Origin of the sequence: Spirosoma flavum (assembly GCF_042686045.1) — a bacterium.
Classification (GTDB): Bacteria; Bacteroidota; Bacteroidia; order Cytophagales; family Spirosomataceae; genus Spirosoma; species Spirosoma flavum.
On record NZ_JBHUOM010000002.1, the window covers coordinates 17,714 to 34,879 of the forward strand.

Annotated in this window: 18 protein-coding genes; 13 read left to right on the forward strand and 5 right to left on the reverse strand. The window is 45.7% G+C overall.

Features of this window, described 5'->3' with window-relative positions; genetic code table 11:
• The first annotated feature begins 94 nt into the window (after window positions 1-94).
• Complete coding sequence (locus ACFS25_RS05540) at window positions 95-310, forward strand: hypothetical protein (RefSeq protein ID WP_381497438.1); 216 nt, start codon at window positions 95-97, stop codon at window positions 308-310.
• A 472-nt stretch (window positions 311-782) separates the two neighbouring features.
• On the opposite strand, the gene ACFS25_RS05545 is transcribed toward ACFS25_RS05540, so the two are convergent.
• Both ACFS25_RS05545 and ACFS25_RS05550 read right to left on the reverse strand, forming a co-directional pair.
• On the reverse strand, window positions 783-2,186 hold the full coding sequence (locus tag ACFS25_RS05545; RefSeq protein ID WP_381497439.1) for a sensor histidine kinase: 1,404 nt from the start codon (window positions 2,184-2,186) through the stop codon (window positions 783-785).
• A 69-nt stretch (window positions 2,187-2,255) separates the two neighbouring features.
• Complete coding sequence (locus ACFS25_RS05550) at window positions 2,256-2,933, reverse strand: response regulator (protein WP_381497440.1); 678 nt, start codon at window positions 2,931-2,933, stop codon at window positions 2,256-2,258.
• A gap of 952 nt (window positions 2,934-3,885) precedes the next feature.
• Between ACFS25_RS05550 and ACFS25_RS05555 the strand changes: the two genes are divergently transcribed.
• On the forward strand, window positions 3,886-6,189 hold the full coding sequence (locus ACFS25_RS05555) for a T9SS type A sorting domain-containing protein (RefSeq protein ID WP_381497441.1): 2,304 nt from the start codon (window positions 3,886-3,888) through the stop codon (window positions 6,187-6,189).
• A 63-nt stretch (window positions 6,190-6,252) separates the two neighbouring features.
• Here the strand turns inward: ACFS25_RS05555 and ACFS25_RS05560 are convergent, their stop codons facing one another.
• Entirely contained in the window at window positions 6,253-8,781 is a 2,529-nt protein-coding gene (locus tag ACFS25_RS05560; RefSeq protein ID WP_381497442.1) for a prolyl oligopeptidase family serine peptidase, read from the reverse strand.
• Between the two features lie 72 nt (window positions 8,782-8,853).
• Between ACFS25_RS05560 and ACFS25_RS05565 the strand changes: the two genes are divergently transcribed.
• From ACFS25_RS05565 to ACFS25_RS05585, 5 genes are all read left to right on the forward strand, one after another.
• Window positions 8,854-8,985: a hypothetical protein gene (locus ACFS25_RS05565; protein WP_381497443.1), complete on the forward strand. Its 132-nt coding sequence runs from the start codon at window positions 8,854-8,856 to the stop codon at window positions 8,983-8,985.
• A gap of 91 nt (window positions 8,986-9,076) precedes the next feature.
• On the forward strand, window positions 9,077-9,364 hold the full coding sequence (locus ACFS25_RS05570; RefSeq protein ID WP_381497444.1) for a YciI family protein: 288 nt from the start codon (window positions 9,077-9,079) through the stop codon (window positions 9,362-9,364).
• Window positions 9,357-9,587: a hypothetical protein gene (locus tag ACFS25_RS05575; protein WP_381497445.1), complete on the forward strand. Its 231-nt coding sequence runs from the start codon at window positions 9,357-9,359 to the stop codon at window positions 9,585-9,587. The genes ACFS25_RS05570 and ACFS25_RS05575 overlap by 8 nt, the downstream gene beginning before the upstream one ends.
• A 45-nt stretch (window positions 9,588-9,632) precedes the next feature.
• Window positions 9,633-10,322, forward strand: a complete 690-nt coding sequence (gene hxpB / locus ACFS25_RS05580) for a hexitol phosphatase HxpB (protein WP_381497446.1) — start codon at window positions 9,633-9,635, stop codon at window positions 10,320-10,322.
• Between the two features lie 35 nt (window positions 10,323-10,357).
• A complete protein-coding gene (locus ACFS25_RS05585) occupies window positions 10,358-11,200 on the forward strand; it encodes a PhzF family phenazine biosynthesis protein (protein ID WP_381497447.1) in 843 nt (280 codons plus the stop codon).
• A gap of 29 nt (window positions 11,201-11,229) precedes the next feature.
• On the opposite strand, the gene ACFS25_RS05590 is transcribed toward ACFS25_RS05585, so the two are convergent.
• Window positions 11,230-11,664, reverse strand: a complete 435-nt coding sequence (locus tag ACFS25_RS05590) for a DoxX family protein (protein WP_381497448.1) — start codon at window positions 11,662-11,664, stop codon at window positions 11,230-11,232.
• A 304-nt stretch (window positions 11,665-11,968) separates the two neighbouring features.
• Here ACFS25_RS05590 and ACFS25_RS05595 point away from each other — a divergent pair, with 304 nt between their 5' ends.
• From ACFS25_RS05595 to mtgA, 3 genes are all read left to right on the forward strand, one after another.
• Window positions 11,969-12,421: a GNAT family N-acetyltransferase gene (locus ACFS25_RS05595; RefSeq protein WP_381497449.1), complete on the forward strand. Its 453-nt coding sequence runs from the start codon at window positions 11,969-11,971 to the stop codon at window positions 12,419-12,421.
• Window positions 12,422-12,458: 37 nt separating this feature from the next.
• A complete protein-coding gene (hemW, locus tag ACFS25_RS05600; RefSeq protein WP_381497450.1) occupies window positions 12,459-13,598 on the forward strand; it encodes a radical SAM family heme chaperone HemW in 1,140 nt (379 codons plus the stop codon).
• Window positions 13,599-13,692: 94 nt separating this feature from the next.
• Window positions 13,693-14,571 carry a monofunctional biosynthetic peptidoglycan transglycosylase gene (gene mtgA, locus ACFS25_RS05605; protein WP_381497451.1) on the forward strand — a complete coding sequence of 293 codons (879 nt, stop codon included), beginning with the start codon at window positions 13,693-13,695 and terminating at the stop codon, window positions 14,569-14,571.
• Window positions 14,572-14,620: 49 nt separating this feature from the next.
• On the opposite strand, the gene ACFS25_RS05610 is transcribed toward mtgA, so the two are convergent.
• On the reverse strand, window positions 14,621-14,974 hold the full coding sequence (locus tag ACFS25_RS05610; RefSeq protein ID WP_381497452.1) for a hypothetical protein: 354 nt from the start codon (window positions 14,972-14,974) through the stop codon (window positions 14,621-14,623).
• A 102-nt stretch (window positions 14,975-15,076) separates the two neighbouring features.
• On the opposite strand from ACFS25_RS05610, the gene ACFS25_RS05615 reads away from it, so the two are divergent.
• The 3 genes from ACFS25_RS05615 (at window position 15,077) to ACFS25_RS05625 (ending at window position 17,063) form a co-directional block, all read left to right on the forward strand.
• Window positions 15,077-15,538, forward strand: coding sequence for an OsmC family protein (locus ACFS25_RS05615; RefSeq protein WP_381497453.1), 462 nt, complete (start codon window positions 15,077-15,079; stop codon window positions 15,536-15,538).
• Between the two features lie 166 nt (window positions 15,539-15,704).
• Entirely contained in the window at window positions 15,705-16,499 is a 795-nt protein-coding gene (locus tag ACFS25_RS05620; RefSeq protein WP_381497454.1) for a thymidylate synthase, read from the forward strand.
• Between the two features lie 9 nt (window positions 16,500-16,508).
• Window positions 16,509-17,063 (forward strand): pentapeptide repeat-containing protein, encoded by a 555-nt coding sequence (locus ACFS25_RS05625; RefSeq protein ID WP_381500764.1) that lies wholly within the window; start codon window positions 16,509-16,511, stop codon window positions 17,061-17,063.
• Window positions 17,064-17,166: the final 103 nt, after the last annotated feature.

Sequence of the window (17,166 nt, forward strand, 5' to 3'; positions counted from 1 at the left end):
TGCTATAAGTCGCTGATTTAATGGACTGTTAATAACTTTTTGACGGCAGGAGAGTTCTATACTGGTAATAAACACACTAAAACCAGATAGACTAATGAAAAAAATAATGATTGCTGCTGTTGCAGCCCTGCTAATGACGAGTGCCGCTTTCGCTCAGGACGATACAAAGCAAGCCGATAAAGCGGCACAAAAAGAAATGAAGAAGGAAGCTAAAGCAATGAAAAAAGAAGGCAAAAGAGAGGGTAACAGCATGAAAGCTGATTCCGGAAAGGCCATGAAACACATGCACAAAAGCATGAAAAATAATTAGAGTAGACAATAATAAATTAGTAGTATTATTTGTTTCTTTTGAGAAAGTCTCCCACTGTAGGAGGCTTTTTTTATGTCCCAAAATTTAATATGTAGTTTAATTAATGGATCAAAAATTTCATCTTGTTCTTCTTTCAAATTACTTGATCGAAAGCATAGTAAAGATCGTATACTCGATGCAGATTAAGCTGACTATTATATAGTATTTTCATAGTCGTATTAAAATTCAATGAAAAAAAAGTTAAGCGTTCAATCAACTCTTAGCTTATGCATCAGAATAACTAGCAGTTTTCCATTGGCTCATAAAAGATACCTGGTTCATTGTTTTAAATGCCAGTCTGCCTATTGATATTGGCTAACAGAAAAGCCATATCGAGAATCCTCTCAATGCCACTTTTCTGTTAGCCAATGTCTGTATTTAGTTAATGATATTTATGGTATAGGCAACCAAAATAATTACACCTACTTAAAGCTTACACTGCACTAACACTTTCGCCAATTTTATTTGTACCGTCTGAAGAAGAGTTGTAGGTGGTTGGTAGTGTAATACGAAATATAGTGCCTTTACCAACGACTGATTCTACCTGAATATGGCCCTGATGCAATTCAATGATTCGTTGTGTGAGAGCCAAACCGATGCCATGACCACTGATTGTCATTGTTGATTCTGACCGGTAAAACGGCTCAAAAATGTGTGGAAGATCGGTTTCGGGAATACCGTAGCCTTGGTCGCTAAAGGTGAGTTTTAACTGTCCTCGCTCAAACAAAATCCGAACTGACACCCGCTCATTAGAAGAATATTTACAACCATTTTCCATCAGATTCTGAAAGGCCGTTTGGAGTAATGATTCCTCACCTAAAATAACTAGTTCCTCTTCCTGAACGGGGATGTTGTCGAAATCAATATCAATTTGGTAGCTGGGTTTTTTACTAACCAGCAGACTCTGGGACTGCCATAACAATTCGTCAATACGCACAGGTTGGTAGTTGAGCATCACCGCATCTGTACTGGCACGGGCAAGCTCTAGTAGACCATTTACGAGCCGAATCATACTTTTGACTTCGTCGAGCAATGCGTCGAAAGCAATTTCATACTCCTCAGTCGAACGCGCCTGTAATCGGGTCACCTCAATCTGGCCCATCATAACGGTGAGGGGGGTGCGTAACTCATGCGACGCATGCGAAACAAAACTCTTCTGTAAAACAAACGCTTCTTCGAGACGGATGAGAAGGTCATTAAAGGTCCGGGCTAAGTCGGCCAGTTCGTCACGTTGACGACCTACCCGCAAACGTTCATGAATATTATTTGCCGAAATGGCGTTAACCTGTGTAATAAGTTCGGCTACGGGTCTAAGTGCATCAGTAGCAAATAGATAGCCCGCTATGCCTACAATGACAAGACTTAGCAACCAGCCAGAAAAGAGAATTTCCCGCAGCCGATCCAGTTTACTTAAACCGTAACGATCCTTGCCCGATGCGACAATAATCAAGGGTTCTTTCCGCGTGTTGAGATGGAGCACGCCAATGGCTTCAATATCGCCTATTCGGGTATATTGATGCTGGTGGAGTTTAACTTTGCTAAGGAACTCTGGCGTTACCGGCAGTCGGGGACGCTGGCTATCCTGGTTATATAAAACTACTCCCAGGCTAGTATAAATTGTTACCTGCTCTTCGGTCATAACGGGCAGGTCGGCCCGCGGAACTTCACCTACATCTTCACGAAGCCGAACGGTCGTAAACGCTTTTTCTTCAAGCCGTTGTTGAAATTCCTGCTCCCTGAATTGGTCATAGAGATAATAGACTGAAACTGTGAAGAGCAGCACAATCGAAGCGACCAACAACACAAACAACAGCGTCAAGCGCGTGCGGATGTTCATTTGTTTAAGGAGTTAGAAGTGAGGAGATAATTTGGATAGTGCTAAGACTCACTCCTCTTTTCTGATTGCTTAATCCTCCTTAAGCATATATCCCATACCAATTACGGTATGAATAAGTTTGTTAGGGAAATCTTTGTCGATTTTTTTTCGCAGGAAATTCACATACACATCAATTACGTTGGTCCCTGTATCAAAATGAATATCCCAAACTTTTTCGGCAATATCTACCCGCGACACTACACGACCCCGGTTGCGCATTAGGTAATCGAGTAATCCGAACTCTTTGGCTGTCAATTCAATACGTCTATCACCCCGACGGGCTACTTTTTCATTAAGGTCTAGTTCGAGGTCAGCTACTTTCAATACATTGGCCTGCATACCAGCGTCGCTGCTTCGCTTCGTAAGAGCCCGTAACCGAGCCATCAACTCCCGAAACTCGAAAGGCTTCACCAAGTAATCGTCAGCCCCGGCTTCAAAACCCGTCAGTTTATCATCTACCGACCCCATTGCCGTCAACATCAGAACCGGAGTTCGGTTTTTTTCCTGCCGAATTGACTGGACGACATCAAAGCCATTCATTTTGGGCAGATTTATATCCAGAACGATCACATCGTAGAGGTTATTGAGGGCCATATTTCGCCCTACCTGCCCATCGTAGGCTACATCGACTTCGCAGGATTGTTCCTCCAGACCTTTCTTAACAAACGAGGCTAATTTGGGCTCGTCTTCTACTACGAGAATCTTCATATCGGCAACATACATAGCTATCGGCTGATTTAAAAATGGCAGAATAAATTATTTTACAATCATAGTACACAGCCTAGCAAAATATACCGTGGTAGGGCAGGCAGATGTCTGCTCATTTGAGCCCCTAAAACTCGTTATGGCATCTTAAAAGGGGTTGAAAATAGAATTAAAAAGATGTTAAATTAATGGATATCATTCTTCGATAAGCACAAAAAAGCCGCTCCGAATATCGGGGCGGCTTTCCGCTTCTATCCACACCATTTCAAGACTAACGACCGGGTGGTCGTCAAATCTTGATGTTCAACCTTCCCTTTGTAAAGGATTGTTATGCTAAAAGTAAGCAATTTCTTTACACACTACAGAAAAAAAAGTCTTTTTCTGCGTGTAAGACAGTGCAAATGTTGCAACATCTTTCATAGAAACGCAAATCGCTGATCAAAATTATTAAACGCATCTAAAATAGCTCTGTCAACAAGCTAATTTATGCATTATGAAAATTAAGCGAAAGATTCAAAAATAAAAAGAGGCAGCTTCCTGACATCCCAGCTTTTAAGGTCCTTATCGTCATAAACATAAAGATTACAGACCATCCTCATTCTTAATAAAGTGCAGTTTACTAGTAAGTTATTCTGGCTGGATATGCTTCTATCTGGTACAACAATATTGTGTCTGAGAAATCATAATAGGTGACTTACGTTCATCTAAAAAAGGGTATGTACCGTTGGAGGATCTCAGTGTCTAGTCCACGTATTTAAATTAAAATGTGTGAACTAGACACTATGTAATGAATGGTCCTTTATTAATAAATAACAGCTATTGAATCGCTCACTTTAACCGCTATTGTAATCGTCAACTGGTATTATATGAACCGAATAGTAACAAACTGACACTTTAGTACACAGGTTCTCTACGTGGTGGATTACCTTTGGCTGTTTGGTTAAAGAACTGAGTTATGGATAATCGTTTACGAACGCGGTGCAGTTCTTTTTTGCACAATAGTAAAGTATTCCTGATTTGTATATGTGTATTTATTGGTCTAGCGGTTCCCGCATGGGCAAAAAATATAGTACCCACTCATGCGCCGACGGTACTTACCGTGTCGGTTAGTTCGGCATCGGTTTGTGCAGGGACTAAGACAGATTTAACGGCATCGGGTTGCCCGGCCAATGGATCTGTTCGCTGGTCAACAACACAAACGGGAACGACTATCACGGTTGTTCCGGTGCAAACGACAACTTATACCGCCATCTGCGAAGTAACAAGTACAACCGCTACCAGCACGACAGGTATTATAACTGTCGTTGGTACAGCTACGGGCACCGTTCAGGTGTATACGCCAATCATACTTTCCCCCACGTCATTATCTACGTTATGTAATGGTAGTAAGGATGGCCAGGTTGCCATTAATGCCATTGGTGGAACAGGGTTGCTTCAATACCAATTTGAAGGACAGGGTTTTCAAACGAAAAATACTACGTTTGGGAATCTAGTAGCGGGAACGTACACAGTGGCGGTGAAAGATGCGCTGGGCTGTACGGTTCAGGCTACTGTAGATGTGAAACAACCCCCCGCCTTAGTCGCGGTTATTACACCTATAGCCAGCAAATGCACTGGTGGAACAGACGGTGCGCTGATTGCAGTAGCTTCTGGTGGAGTAGGTGACTACCGTTATTTTCTCGATTACGGCACACCACAGTTAACGGGTACATTTATTAATTTGAAATCAAATACAACTTATATAGTCGCTATCACCGATAAAAATAGTTGTATATTCAGTCAGCCAGTGCCTATTGGCTCACCAACTGGCTTCGACATTAAAGTAGCTACGAAGCCCACTCGCTGCGCCGGTTCGGCTGATGGTAGTGTTACCATAGCTGCGGCAGGGGGTGTGGGAGCGTATCAATATCAACTTGGTACGGGTGCTTTTCAGACTGGTGCTCAATTTACGGGTTTAGCGGCCAACAGCTATGAAGTAATAGTGAAAGACGGTAATGGCTGTCAGGGTAAGCAAACGGTGGTAGTCGGGCAGCCGGCGAAATTACAATTAACCACTGCTGCTGTCCCGGTTAACTGTTTTGGCCCTACTAGCGGGTCAATTACTGTTACGCCGACGGGTGGTACCGGAACCGTACAATATCAGCTTGCAACGAGTAAGACACCCCAGAGTAGCAATGTATTTATGGGTCTTACTGTAGGTGAATATACCATTATCGGAACAGATGCCAATGTCTGTACAAGCTTGGTTTCAGTAACGATAGTAAAAGCCGAACCGCTAAAGGTCCAGGCCGTTTCTACGGCCGCCACCTGTTGCGTATGCCCTACGGGAGCCGTTAAGTTAACGACTACGGGCGGCACTGGTACTGGACGGCAATATCAGGTTATCGGCCAGCCCTACCAAGAAAATAGTCAGATTAATGGTTTACGGCCAAACACGTATCGCTTTCGGGTAACTGATGAAGTTGGTTGTACAGATTCGATCGCTGCTGTTGTGACCGATGGGATGGCTCTAACCCTCTCGACTGGTAAAATAAAGGATGCCACCTGTAGTGGTGGAAAGGATGGAGAAGCAACGGTACAGATAGCCGGTGGTACAAAACCATTTGTCTATTACTGGGCAACTGAACGGCAAGACACGCTTAAACCCTTGTCGGCCACCCAAACGACCCTGTCTGAAGGTACGTATACAGTGAGTGTTGTGGATAGTAATCGGTGTTCGACAACTACCGTATTTGTGTCTATAAAGGCTCAATTTCCTGCACCGTTTAAACCAACTATTACCCAGACTGGGAGTAGTACACTAGTAGTTGACCAGGCAGCAGGCATTCAATGGTATGTTCGTACGAGTAGCAGCCCCGGCCATCCGGTCACTAATGCAACCGGATCAACGTTAGTGCCATTCGAGAGTGGCCAGTACTACGCAATTGTTACTAACGCCACTGGCTGTTCATCGCCCCCATCAGATGCCATCAACTTTATACTGACGGCCTTAGCGGAGCCTTTTTCTGTATTGTCTGTTCGGGTGTTACCAAACCCAGTCATAGACCGATTAAGAGTAGAAATAGAACAGGTGGAGCGGTCAGCCTTAACGTTTCAATTGTTGGATGCGTCAGGTCGGGCAGTCAGGCAATATGAACTCCCAGCTTTCACAGGCAAAAAGCAAGCCGAGTGGGCACTATCAGGGGTAGCGACAGGATCTTACTTGCTCAAAGTTAATGCTGAATCACGGCAGTCATTGATAAGAGTATTAGTAGAGTAGATTTATAGGGTTCAGTTATAGAACGAGTTAACATCGATAAACCGAACCCTATAAAGGCTACATTCATAATCGTTCGTCAAACAGTTTTAGAATCCGTTTGTACTCATCCATCCAACTTGATGGCTCCACAAAGCCATGATCCTCAACGGGGTATGGAGCTAACTCCCAATTCTCCTTTTTGAGTTCAATAAGACGCTGCGCCAGCCGAACGGCGTCTTGAAAATGCACGTTTACGTCTACCATACCATGACAGATGAGCAGGTAACCTTTCAACCCCTCGGCGAAGTTGATGGGGGAGGAGCGTCTGTACGACAATGAATCACTTTGTGGTTCATTCAGGATATTAGCCGTATAGGGATGATTATAGGCTGCCCAATCGGTTACAGGCCGTAGAGCGGCTCCCGCTTTAAATACATCCGGCGTTGTGAACATGGCCATAAGGGTAATAAAACCGCCGTAAGAACCACCGTAAACACCAATCCGCTTAGCATCTACACCCTGCGTTTGAACAAGCCATTTAGCGGCATCGACGTGGTCATCTAGATCCTTGCCGCCCATGTGCCGATAAATACCCGTGCGCCAATCGCGGCCGTAGCCCGCACTGCCCCTATAATCGATGTCGAGAACTGTGTAGCCCTTTTCAACCAGTAAGTTATGGAACATGTACTCCCGAAAATACGAACTCCACCATTTATGGGCATTCTGCAAATAACCCGCTCCATGGACAAATACCACAGCCCGTCCAGTACTGGGTTGTCCGCTGGGGGTTGCAGGCTTAAATAACCGGGCATAAATTATCTGACCATCGCGGGCCTTAATGGTCACGAGTTCAGGTTCACGCCAGGGATAACTTTTGAAGCTTTCAGTAGGCGAGTTTGTTAATTTGATGGCTGCGGAACTGACATTCTGTGAGGGTACAGACTGAGAAGACGACTGTTTTTTGTTTGCGGGTAACGGGTCAATAACAGGTGCCACATATAATTCCCAGGGTTGATTACTGGATGAATACCGAATCGCCATCTGGGTTTCGTCGGGCGAGAGCGTAACGTCGTTTGCGCCGGTCATCGTTGTCAGGCGGGTCCGTTCCGGTCCACCGTCGCGTCCACCGCTAACCGACATTCGGTAAAAATGCTGCTCGCCGGGATGTACTTCGTTGGTTTGCAGAAAGAAATGGGCTTTGTCTTTCGATAACTGCACCTGCTGCACCTCAAATTTGCCGGAGGTCAGTTGTTTCTTTCCTCCCGAACCGGAGGGTCCAGTAAGGACATTGATCGTATAGATATGTGAATAGCCGTCGGCTTCTGACTGAAACCACAGGGTTTGATTATCAGCCAGAAAATTCATGTTGCCCGGCGAATTTAACGAACCGATACCCGGCCCGCCAATCCAGGCATCGTCGTGCTGGCGGTCGAGCAGAGAGAGTTTCAACGTTTCCGGCACGAAGCGCATAATCCAGCGATCCTTATTATCGAGCGAGCGTACAACAACGACGCACAATTTTCCATCATCCGACCAGACTGGGCCACTGATGGCAACGGGGCGCGTCTTTTTTGCCGTATCGGGTTTAGCACCAGCTACCGACTGTAGATAGGCCGGTTTGTCATTGATGCCCGGAATATCCTTTACCGATACAGCCCGAACCGTGTCTTTGGCAATGTCATAAACGAAAAACTCCTGACTGGCAACGGGGGAACCAACTTTGGTCCGGGCTGCTATATCCTCCGTGTAGCCTGATTCAGTTATGTAATTCGGTACCTGAGCCGTTTTGGCATTGGCTGGTCTTTTACTCAGTCGATAGGTTATGAAATGACCATCGGGACTAAGTTGCGGATTGATAACAGTTTTGTCGTCGAGGTAAATTTCTTTTGCGCGTTTTGGCTGGTCGGCTTTGCTAATCCGGTCGGCTTCATCTTTTTTCTCTTTTCGCTCTTTTAGCACCGATGATAGACGGAGTTGGTCTTGCTTCAGAAATTTTTCTTCGTCGGTCAATTTTGGGTCGGCTTTTTTTGTCCCCGTCCGGAAGTCGGTAAGCTGTGTTAATTCGCCGGTTTTCAAATCGATACTAAACAGATTGGAGCCACTTCGCCGGAAGATAGCGCGTTGCTCATCACCGGAGAAAACAGGGTCAATCTCCGTTTCGACGGTATTCGTTAACTGCCGGCTATTGCCGGACTTTACATCAAACAAAAACAAATCGCCCTGTCGCTCGAACAGCCGTTGGGTATACGCTCTATTATAGGCAGAAACGGGGGGCGCTGGTAAGGTCCGGCGTTCGGTTGGGCTAACCTTCTGTGGCTGCGAAGCTGTCAGGGGAGTGCTTCGGCCAGCTTTTCTGGCAGCGTTGGTAGCGAAGGTCACTTTGTAAAGCGAATCACTCAGCGCTGGACTGCCTTTCGCCTGATTGGGATTCCAATTAAAATAGAGCGTTCGTGAGTCATCGGACCAGAACGGATTTGATGGTGACGTGCCGACCCAGATTTTTGGGTCCTGCATAATGGTTTCAACAGTGAGTGGAGCGTGATTTTTGGGAGGAGACTGGGCGAAGACGGACGCGCTGGATAATAATACTAACCAATAGTAGATACGATTCATAGAGGAATGAAGTGAGGGATTGACTGAAAGCCGGAAATTAGGAAGAAAACGGCGAAAGACTTACTTTTCAATATGAAAACACGCGTCAATCCGGCTATTGAACCCATTGTTCGGAAGTTCAATGGCTGGATTTATGCGCATTTCTATAGTGACCAACTGCGCGATGGATGTCTTATGTATAGGACTGAATTTTACTCAACGTAAGCCATAATTAAGCTGAGTAAAATTCAGGTACTTAAATATTGGCTGGCAATCTAAAGATGGTATCTTGCTTAATGAAACCTTTACGCAATCCATGAAGTACATTATACACGCTTATGACCATACTGATGCCGATGCCCTCACCCGGCGAATGGCAACTCGGCCCGATCATCTGAACTACGTTCATCAGTTAAAAGAAAACAACCAGTTTATACTCGGCGGGGCGCTTCTTAACCCTGATGGGGATATGATTGGGTCGATGCTTATACTCAACCTCGAGACCGATGATCAACTTCAAGACTACCTACAAACAGACCCGTATATTGTGCAGGGTGTTTGGGATAAGGTCGATGTGAAGCCATTTCGCCAGGCAGATGTATGAGAAATTAGTTAGTCAGAACCGTCCGGGAATGAGCGTTCTGAAAGTACGACTTATCCAGTATACCGTTGTTTGCCTACTGATTTTTCTGGGGCTGCTTTCTGCTTGTCAACAGGAGACGAAAACAAAAACGTCTACGATTCCCCTTGATACCACTATTGTCGATGACGATACGCTTGAAGTTGATGACGGGCCCAAGTTTAAACAAACTGAGCACGCTCGTTGATTATGTAAGTGTAAACGCAGTCTCAAGACAAAAAAGTAACCTATTTTGATATACGCAGCAATATTTGATATGGATGGGCTGCTGGTGGACTCTGAACCCCACTGGCGTGCAATGGAACGAGTCGTGTTTGACTCAGTTGGTTTGTACCTCACCGATGACGAATGTAAAATAACTACTGGCATGCCTATTCCGGATGTCGTGCGATACTGGTTTGCCCGTGCCCCCTGGACGGAGCAAGCCGCAGCAGGCCGGAGCCATGAAGACCTTGCCGAAGCTATTACAGAAGGAGTCCATGAACGCATTGCCACCCTGGCCGAACCCATGCCGGGCGCTATTGAAGCCTTACAATTTTTTGTTAGCCGGGGCATCCCTACGGCCATTGCGTCGGCCTCGCCCATGAGTCTGATTGAGGTGGTTGTGAATCGGTTAGGCATTCGCGATCTTTTGACACTCTGGCACTCTGCCACGTTGGAGGCTCATAATAAACCCGCTCCGGATGTGTATCTGGGTACTGCTCGCAAGTTAAACGTGTTGCCCGCTAACTGCGTGGGCTTTGAGGATTCGGGCAATGGCCTGAAGTCAGCTTATGCAGCCGGCATGCGCACAGTAGCTGTACCAGCCGCATTTGAATACAGCGACCCTAAATTTACCATTGCTGACATCATTATACCCTCACTGACGGTATTTTCAGTGGATACATTTGATGCTTTGCAGGCAAGAGAAGAGTATTCCTAATTTCCTAAACCGCGCTTTGCGCACCTTAAATCTTTATGAGAATTTACCAACTTGATGCCTTTACCGACAAGCTGTTTGCTGGTAATCCGGCGGCTGTTGTGCCTTTGAACGAGTGGCTATCTGATGAACGTATGCAGCAGATAGCCGCCGAAAACAATCTCGCCGAAACGGCTTTCTACGTTAAAACTGATGAGAATGCTTCTTATCACATTCGCTGGTTTACCCCCACGGTCGAAGTGGATCTGTGCGGTCATGCTACCTTAGCGGCTGGTTATGTGGCGTTTTTTCTGGAGAACAATACGAACGATTCAAGCGATAACGATCAGATTTATTTTGACTCTCGCAGTGGTTTACTAAAGGTTTGCCGGAGCAAAGATGGCGGCTGGTTAACACTTGATTTTCCTGCTGACACGGTGCAGAAAGCCAATGTACAGCCACCCGCTCTGTTGACTAGTATGGGCGAAAAACCGCTTGCCGTTTACAAAGGCAAAACGGATTACATGCTTGTTTACGAAACGCAGGAACAGATTGAAGCACTGAAACCAGATTTTCGGGAAATGAGCAGTGTTCCGGCACGAGGTATAATTGTGACAGCACCAGGCAGTGCCAGCGATGCTGACGGAGAATCCGTTGACTTCGTGTCGCGCTTCTTCGGGCCGCAATCAGGCATCGACGAAGATCCCGTTACCGGCTCTGCGCACACAACGCTGGTTCCCTACTGGGCCGAAAAACTAGGTAAGATTGAACTCACTGCCCGTCAACTGTCTAAACGGGGTGGCTACCTCCGTTGCAAATTCAACGATGATGGTGAAAGTCCCAGCCGCGTTGATATTTCGGGACAAGTGCAATTGTATATGACGGGTGAGATTCACCAGTAATGCATGCTACAACAGTCGTCAGCTAGCGATTACTCAACGCCTGGCGACTGCTGTAGCAGTGCATCAATCGAAAATCTCCCTGCCCCGTTGAGGAAGAGAAAGACACTGACTGCTAATAAGTTTACAGCAGGAAAGGTGTTTTGATAATCATCGTTTACGGCTAGATGAGCCATGCCAAAAGCAATGCTGAAATTTATTGTCAGAAAAATAGCTGCCCACCGCGTCCATAGACCCAATAGTAATAGAATACCCCCCAGAAACTCGGTGTAGGCCGCCAAATAAGCCCCGACTGTTGGAAACGGGAAGCCCAGTGCCGTCAGGAAAGCTATAAACTGAGGCAGATTATCAGTCGGAAACAAGGCATTTAAATACGACACCTTTACCAGTTGAAAGCCAAATGCCAACCGGATTAATACAACACCGACATCGCGGAAACGGTATAGAGACGTAAATTGTGAAGACATAGTTTTGGTTTAAGGGTTGTTTATGAAATTTTTTCTGCCAATTTTAATTTGTAATAAATCTAAACAAGCGTAACTTTGCCTCAGCAAGAGACTACTGCAAATGACTGCCGAATTTAATCCTTCTGAACACATTTCTACGTTGACTGAGTCAAAGACACTCAGTCAAACTAACCCATTCTTGAGCCATGAGTGCGTTTTGAAAAAGTGCTGCAAGAAGTACAAAAAGGGTAAACGATGCAAAAAGTGCCCTGATGAGTAGGATATACTTCTTTTCCTGACAAGTTTTTTCCTGCATTTTTACCGAATGGAGCTGAGTTATGAACATTATTCGGATCTACCTCCAGAGCCACGCCTGACGTCGATGATTGAGCTGCTCACCAGCCTATTCGATGATCAATCCCAGTCTGAATTACTTTCTGAACTTACGTATCAATCTACCCGAACGGGTCTGTATGCGCTATTAACTATTGCCAATGGCCATGTTGTTGGTTGTAAACTCGGTTATGAACGTAAACCCGGCCATTTTTATAGTTGGCTCGGTGGCGTTCATCCTGATTTTCGGAGTCATGGCATCGCTACCGAACTCATGCGCCAACAGCATAACTGGTGTCGCCAGCAAAAATACCACGCCGTCCGAACGCAGACTTATAATCGATGGCGTGGGATGCTCCTGCTTAACCTACGGCTCGGCTTCGACATTATCGGTACGGTACAAGGTAAACATGGCCTGGCCATTGTTCTGGAGAAGGTGTTATAAAGGAACCCATCACTTGGCTTTGTTGTCATTAGGATAGATGCACCTCTATATTCATATACCGTTCTGCAAGCAAGCCTGCCATTACTGCGACTTCCATTTTAGCACAAGCCTGGGGCAAAAATCAGTGCTGGTCGATGCACTTTGTGCCGAAATTTCGCTTCAACAGGGCTATCTGCCTACTCAAACGTTAGAAACAATCTATTTTGGCGGTGGAACGCCTTCTTTGCTGACAGAGAGTGAATTAGCGCAAATTTTTACGACTATTCATAAATACTTTATGGTATCGCCCGATGCCGAAATAACGTTTGAAGCCAATCCTGACGATCTGAATCTACAGAAACTTCAATTGCTACGTCGGTATGTTAACCGGCTGAGTATTGGTATTCAAACCTTTGACGAAGCAACGCTCAACTGGATGAATCGTGCTCATACTGCCACTGAAGCTGAAACCTGTGTTTGGCTGGCTCGGGAAGCTGGTTTCGAGAATATGAGTGTCGATTTGATTTACGGAATTCCTGGTAGAGATAAGGCACTTTGGCAGCTTGATTTACAAAAAGTTCTCGCGCTTAACGTGCCGCACTTGTCGGCCTATGCTCTGACTATTGAACCTGATACCGTTTTTGGACGCTGGCAGAAAAAAGGTAAATTACTGACAGGTGTAGATACATTTGCCGATGAAGCCATTGCTGCCGAACAGTTTGAAGAACTGACACAAGCGCTGACAAGCGCAGGCTATGCCCATTACGAAATCTCAAACTTTGCGCGTAATTCCGAATATGCCAGGCATAACACGGCCTATTGGCAACGGCATCCGTATCTCGGTATTGGGCCGAGCGCACACTCCTACAATGGTCATTCGCGGCAATACAATGTGGCTAACAATGCACGCTATATCGCTGACGTAAAGCTGGGAGAATTACCGGTTACGATTGAAAAATTAACAATAAATGACCAGGTAAACGAATACTTATTAACAGGTCTCAGAACACAGTGGGGGTGCTCATTGATTGAGCTTAACTCCCTGTTAACGAGTGATTTCGCTAAAAAACAGGCTCATGATCTTGCCGATATGTACGCAACGGGCTGGCTTATGCGTCATGGTGACCGACTGCTTCTGACTCAAGCTGGCAAGCTCTTTGCCGACCGAGTGGCTGCTACATTATTTGTGGATGAGTAGGTATGACGCTTTTTTTATATTTTAGACGTTAATTAAGAGAAAACGCGGGTTTCCAGCCGCCTGGCTGTTATTTTCGCGGATTGACCCTACGTATATGAATCCGCAACGCCCAGCCAATACTTTCCGTAATGCTCCCCCGCCAACCCCGCGACCAAAGGCCAGCAACGCATCTACGCAACGGACGCAACCGCTTAGCCGCAAGCCGTCGTCGGACCAAAGTTCGTCGCGTGGGTTAACACGAAAGTGGCAGCAGACCCGCCGGTTTATACGTGAACGTCCTCTGCTGGAACGTATCTATTGGGTCGTAATCAAAACATTTCTGTGGTTATTCTTCGGCTCGATGGGCTACGTTGTTGCCTTGAAATATGTGCCGGTCTGGGTAACGCCTTTAATCGTTTCGCGCTGGATAGATACATTTGGTACGGACGAAAGCAGCCACGTTTACAAAAAGTGGCGGTCTTACGACTCGATAAGTAAAGAAGCCGCTCTAGCTGTTGTCGCTTCTGAAGATCAAGCCTTTCCGACCCACTGGGGATTCGATTTTGACGAAATTCAGGATGCTATCAAAGAGAACCAAACGCGTAAACGACCGCGTGGAGCCAGTACTATTTCGCAACAGGTCGCTAAAAACGTATTTCTCTGGACTGGACGCAGCTATCTTCGCAAAGGATTAGAGGTGTATTTTACCGCTCTGATTGAACTCATTTGGGGTAAAAAACGAATTCTGGAAGTCTATCTGAATGTGGCTGAAATGGGTTCGATGACCTTTGGCGTCGAAGCCGCGTCGCAGCGATATTATGGCCATCCGGCTGCAACCCTCTCGCGCAACGAAGCCGCCCGAATTGCGGCTGTGTTACCAAATCCACGTTTGTTTTTGATTAAAAGTCCATCGAACTACATTCAGCGTCGAACGCGGCAGATTGCCCGGCAGATGCGCTATTTGGGCGGTCAGAAATATATTCGGAATTTATAACTTAAGCAGTAGCCGATAGTCAAATTGTGTTCTTGATAATAGAGGACACTTAGAATAAACCCGGTCCAAAGAAATGCGGCAACGCCACTGGGTCGTTGTGCAGTATGAAGAAGTAAATTAAACCCGCCAAAACTAAATAGCTGAACGCCAGCCACTTTTTCTTTTGAGCAAACTCGATGGGGTGATGATAATAGTCATAAATCATGGACGCCGACAAGGCCATAACCATTAGAAAGAACGAGAATACACCGAAATCTGTTCGATATATACGCATCGACTGCATAAACCGTGCTCCCGACAGAATATAAAGAAGCCAACAGCCAAAGCCCGTCCGGTAAAGGTACACGCTCAACCGCCGGTCGTTTTTAAGGTCGAAAAGGTCGTCAGTGAATTTTTCGGACATGGCTTGGTTTAATTTGAGCAGTAGGACTGTCTAGCATCAACGAAGCGCGGGGCGGCCCATGCCGTGAAAATACAAACTCTTTCCAATAAACACAAGAAGACAATGCTTGATTCCCAACCGGTTGACACCATTCAGGAGTTTAATACAATGCAAGTCGAACTGGTGCGCGTCGACAATGCTTTTCATTTTGAAGGACTTGGTACCTCAGGTGTGACCCAGCATATTGATGCGGCAGCCGATATTGGTGGCCATAATGCCGGAGCGCGTCCAATGGAAATGCTACTGATGGGACTAGCGGGCTGCTCGGCTATTGACGTGATACTGATTTTGCAAAAACAGAAGCAGGTGATTGACGACTTTCGACTGAAAGTAGATGGCTTTCGCGAGAAGGGAGCTACGCCCGCGCCCTTTAAAAAAATTCACATTACATACTTACTCAAGGGTCAGCTAGACCCCGCAAAAGTGAAGCGGGCAATTGATCTGTCGATGGATAAATACTGTTCGGCAACTGCGCAACTGCGGCCATCGACTGATATAACGTATTCGTTTGACATTCAGGACTAAAGCAAGTAACATATTCAGTAACTGAAAAAAGCTCAGATGTAATCAACAAATTATGTTGAGAAAGCCTGAATTCTGATATAGAATTCAGGCTTTCTTTTTGACTTATTGGTCAGGACTACCGACTTTTGACTACTGACCGAAACGACGGTCCTGTAATGACTTTTTGATGCAACAATACCACGATTTACTCCGCCATATACTCCAGAACGGTACCCGCAAAACTGATCGCACCGGCACCGGTACTATCAGCGTGTTTGGTTACCAGATGCGCTTTAACCTGCAACAGGGTTTCCCGCTGCTGACTACCAAAAAAGTGCACACGAAGTCTATAATTCACGAGTTACTGTGGTTTATCAAAGGCGATACGAATATTAAATACCTGACAGACAACGGTGTCTCTATCTGGAATGAGTGGGCCGATGAAAACGGCGATCTGGGGCCTGTCTATGGTAAGCAATGGCGTAGTTGGGCCGCGCCGGATGGGCAGGTCATTGATCAATTGCAGGATGTGTTGCGCCAACTTAAAAACACGCCTGATTCGCGCCGGATGATTATTTCGGCTTGGAATCCATCTGATGTGCCTAGTATGGCCTTACCGCCCTGCCATTTGCTTATGCAATTTTATGTTGCCGATAACAAGCTATCATGTCAGCTTTATCAGCGTAGTGCAGACGTATTTTTGGGTGTGCCTTTTAACATTGCCAGCTATGCACTGCTGACGATGATGATTGCACAGGAATGCGGCTATACGGCTCACGAATTTATTTGGACGGGTGGCGATACCCATCTATACCTCAATCACTTAGGGCAGGTAGAAACTCAGCTTTCTCGTGAATTTAGACCATTGCCGACCATGCGACTGAATCCGGATGTACGCTCGGTTTTTGACTTTACATACGACGACTTTACCCTCGAAAACTACAATCCCCATCCGGTCATCAAGGCTCCTATAGCGGTTTAGTGAATGAAAATGGAATACTATAACCAGGTCTTTGATCAACTTGATAAAGCAGCAAACCAAGAGTTTGAACTATGTACATTCAAAAAGCTAGATTTATCACGAATCGCGATTACTGACTCAAACTTTATTAATTGCCGTTTTGAAGACTGTAATTTAACGAGGGCTGAGTTGAGAAATACGAAGCTCTACGACGTCAGTTTTGTCAATTGTAGACTAGCTCACGTGGATTTCGGGTCGTGCAATGCGTTTGGGTTCCACGTCAATTTTCAGGAGTGCCAACTTGATTACACTGTTTTTCTTAACCGTAAGTTAAAGAAAGCTCATTTTACAGACTGTTCGCTGAAAGAAGCTCACTTCTTAAAATGTGATCTGACCGGGACAGTATTTGACCAATGTAATTTAGAGTTAGCTCGGTTCGAAGGGAATAATCTGACCCAGGTAGATTTCTCCAGTTCCTACAATCTGGAAATAAACCCGGATGATAATAAAGTAAAAAAAGCCCGCTTCTCGCTACAAAACTTACCTGGTCTATTGGTGAAATATGATCTTGTAATCAGTAAATGAGCCGTCAAATCAGAATCAGGCAAGTTTGTATGCCAAGCGGGTAGAACCAGGCACCGGGTTTCTGGAAAATCTGACCAATTGCCTAATTTGCACAGTGAATTCC

What these genes read in the sequence shown, in the direction of transcription:
- ACFS25_RS05540 (WP_381497438.1), top strand. Translation starts at nt 95, where the DNA reads ATGAAAAAAATAATGATTGCTGCTGTTGCAGCCCTGCTAATGACGAGT.
- ACFS25_RS05545 (WP_381497439.1), bottom strand. Translation starts at nt 2,186, where the DNA reads ATGAACATCCGCACGCGCTTGACGCTGTTGTTTGTGTTGTTGGTCGCT.
- ACFS25_RS05550 (WP_381497440.1), bottom strand. Translation starts at nt 2,933, where the DNA reads ATGAAGATTCTCGTAGTAGAAGACGAGCCCAAATTAGCCTCGTTTGTT.
- ACFS25_RS05555 (WP_381497441.1), top strand. Translation starts at nt 3,886, where the DNA reads ATGGATAATCGTTTACGAACGCGGTGCAGTTCTTTTTTGCACAATAGT.
- ACFS25_RS05560 (WP_381497442.1), bottom strand. Translation starts at nt 8,781, where the DNA reads ATGAATCGTATCTACTATTGGTTAGTATTATTATCCAGCGCGTCCGTC.
- ACFS25_RS05565 (WP_381497443.1), top strand. Translation starts at nt 8,854, where the DNA reads ATGAAAACACGCGTCAATCCGGCTATTGAACCCATTGTTCGGAAGTTC.
- ACFS25_RS05570 (WP_381497444.1), top strand. Translation starts at nt 9,077, where the DNA reads ATGAAGTACATTATACACGCTTATGACCATACTGATGCCGATGCCCTC.
- ACFS25_RS05575 (WP_381497445.1), top strand. Translation starts at nt 9,357, where the DNA reads ATGTATGAGAAATTAGTTAGTCAGAACCGTCCGGGAATGAGCGTTCTG.
- ACFS25_RS05585 (WP_381497447.1), top strand. Translation starts at nt 10,358, where the DNA reads ATGAGAATTTACCAACTTGATGCCTTTACCGACAAGCTGTTTGCTGGT.
- ACFS25_RS05590 (WP_381497448.1), bottom strand. Translation starts at nt 11,664, where the DNA reads ATGTCTTCACAATTTACGTCTCTATACCGTTTCCGCGATGTCGGTGTT.
- ACFS25_RS05595 (WP_381497449.1), top strand. Translation starts at nt 11,969, where the DNA reads ATGGAGCTGAGTTATGAACATTATTCGGATCTACCTCCAGAGCCACGC.
- hemW (WP_381497450.1), top strand. Translation starts at nt 12,459, where the DNA reads ATGCACCTCTATATTCATATACCGTTCTGCAAGCAAGCCTGCCATTAC.
- mtgA (WP_381497451.1), top strand. Translation starts at nt 13,693, where the DNA reads ATGAATCCGCAACGCCCAGCCAATACTTTCCGTAATGCTCCCCCGCCA.
- ACFS25_RS05610 (WP_381497452.1), bottom strand. Translation starts at nt 14,974, where the DNA reads ATGTCCGAAAAATTCACTGACGACCTTTTCGACCTTAAAAACGACCGG.
- ACFS25_RS05615 (WP_381497453.1), top strand. Translation starts at nt 15,077, where the DNA reads ATGCTTGATTCCCAACCGGTTGACACCATTCAGGAGTTTAATACAATG.
- ACFS25_RS05620 (WP_381497454.1), top strand. Translation starts at nt 15,705, where the DNA reads ATGCAACAATACCACGATTTACTCCGCCATATACTCCAGAACGGTACC.
- ACFS25_RS05625 (WP_381500764.1), top strand. Translation starts at nt 16,509, where the DNA reads ATGGAATACTATAACCAGGTCTTTGATCAACTTGATAAAGCAGCAAAC.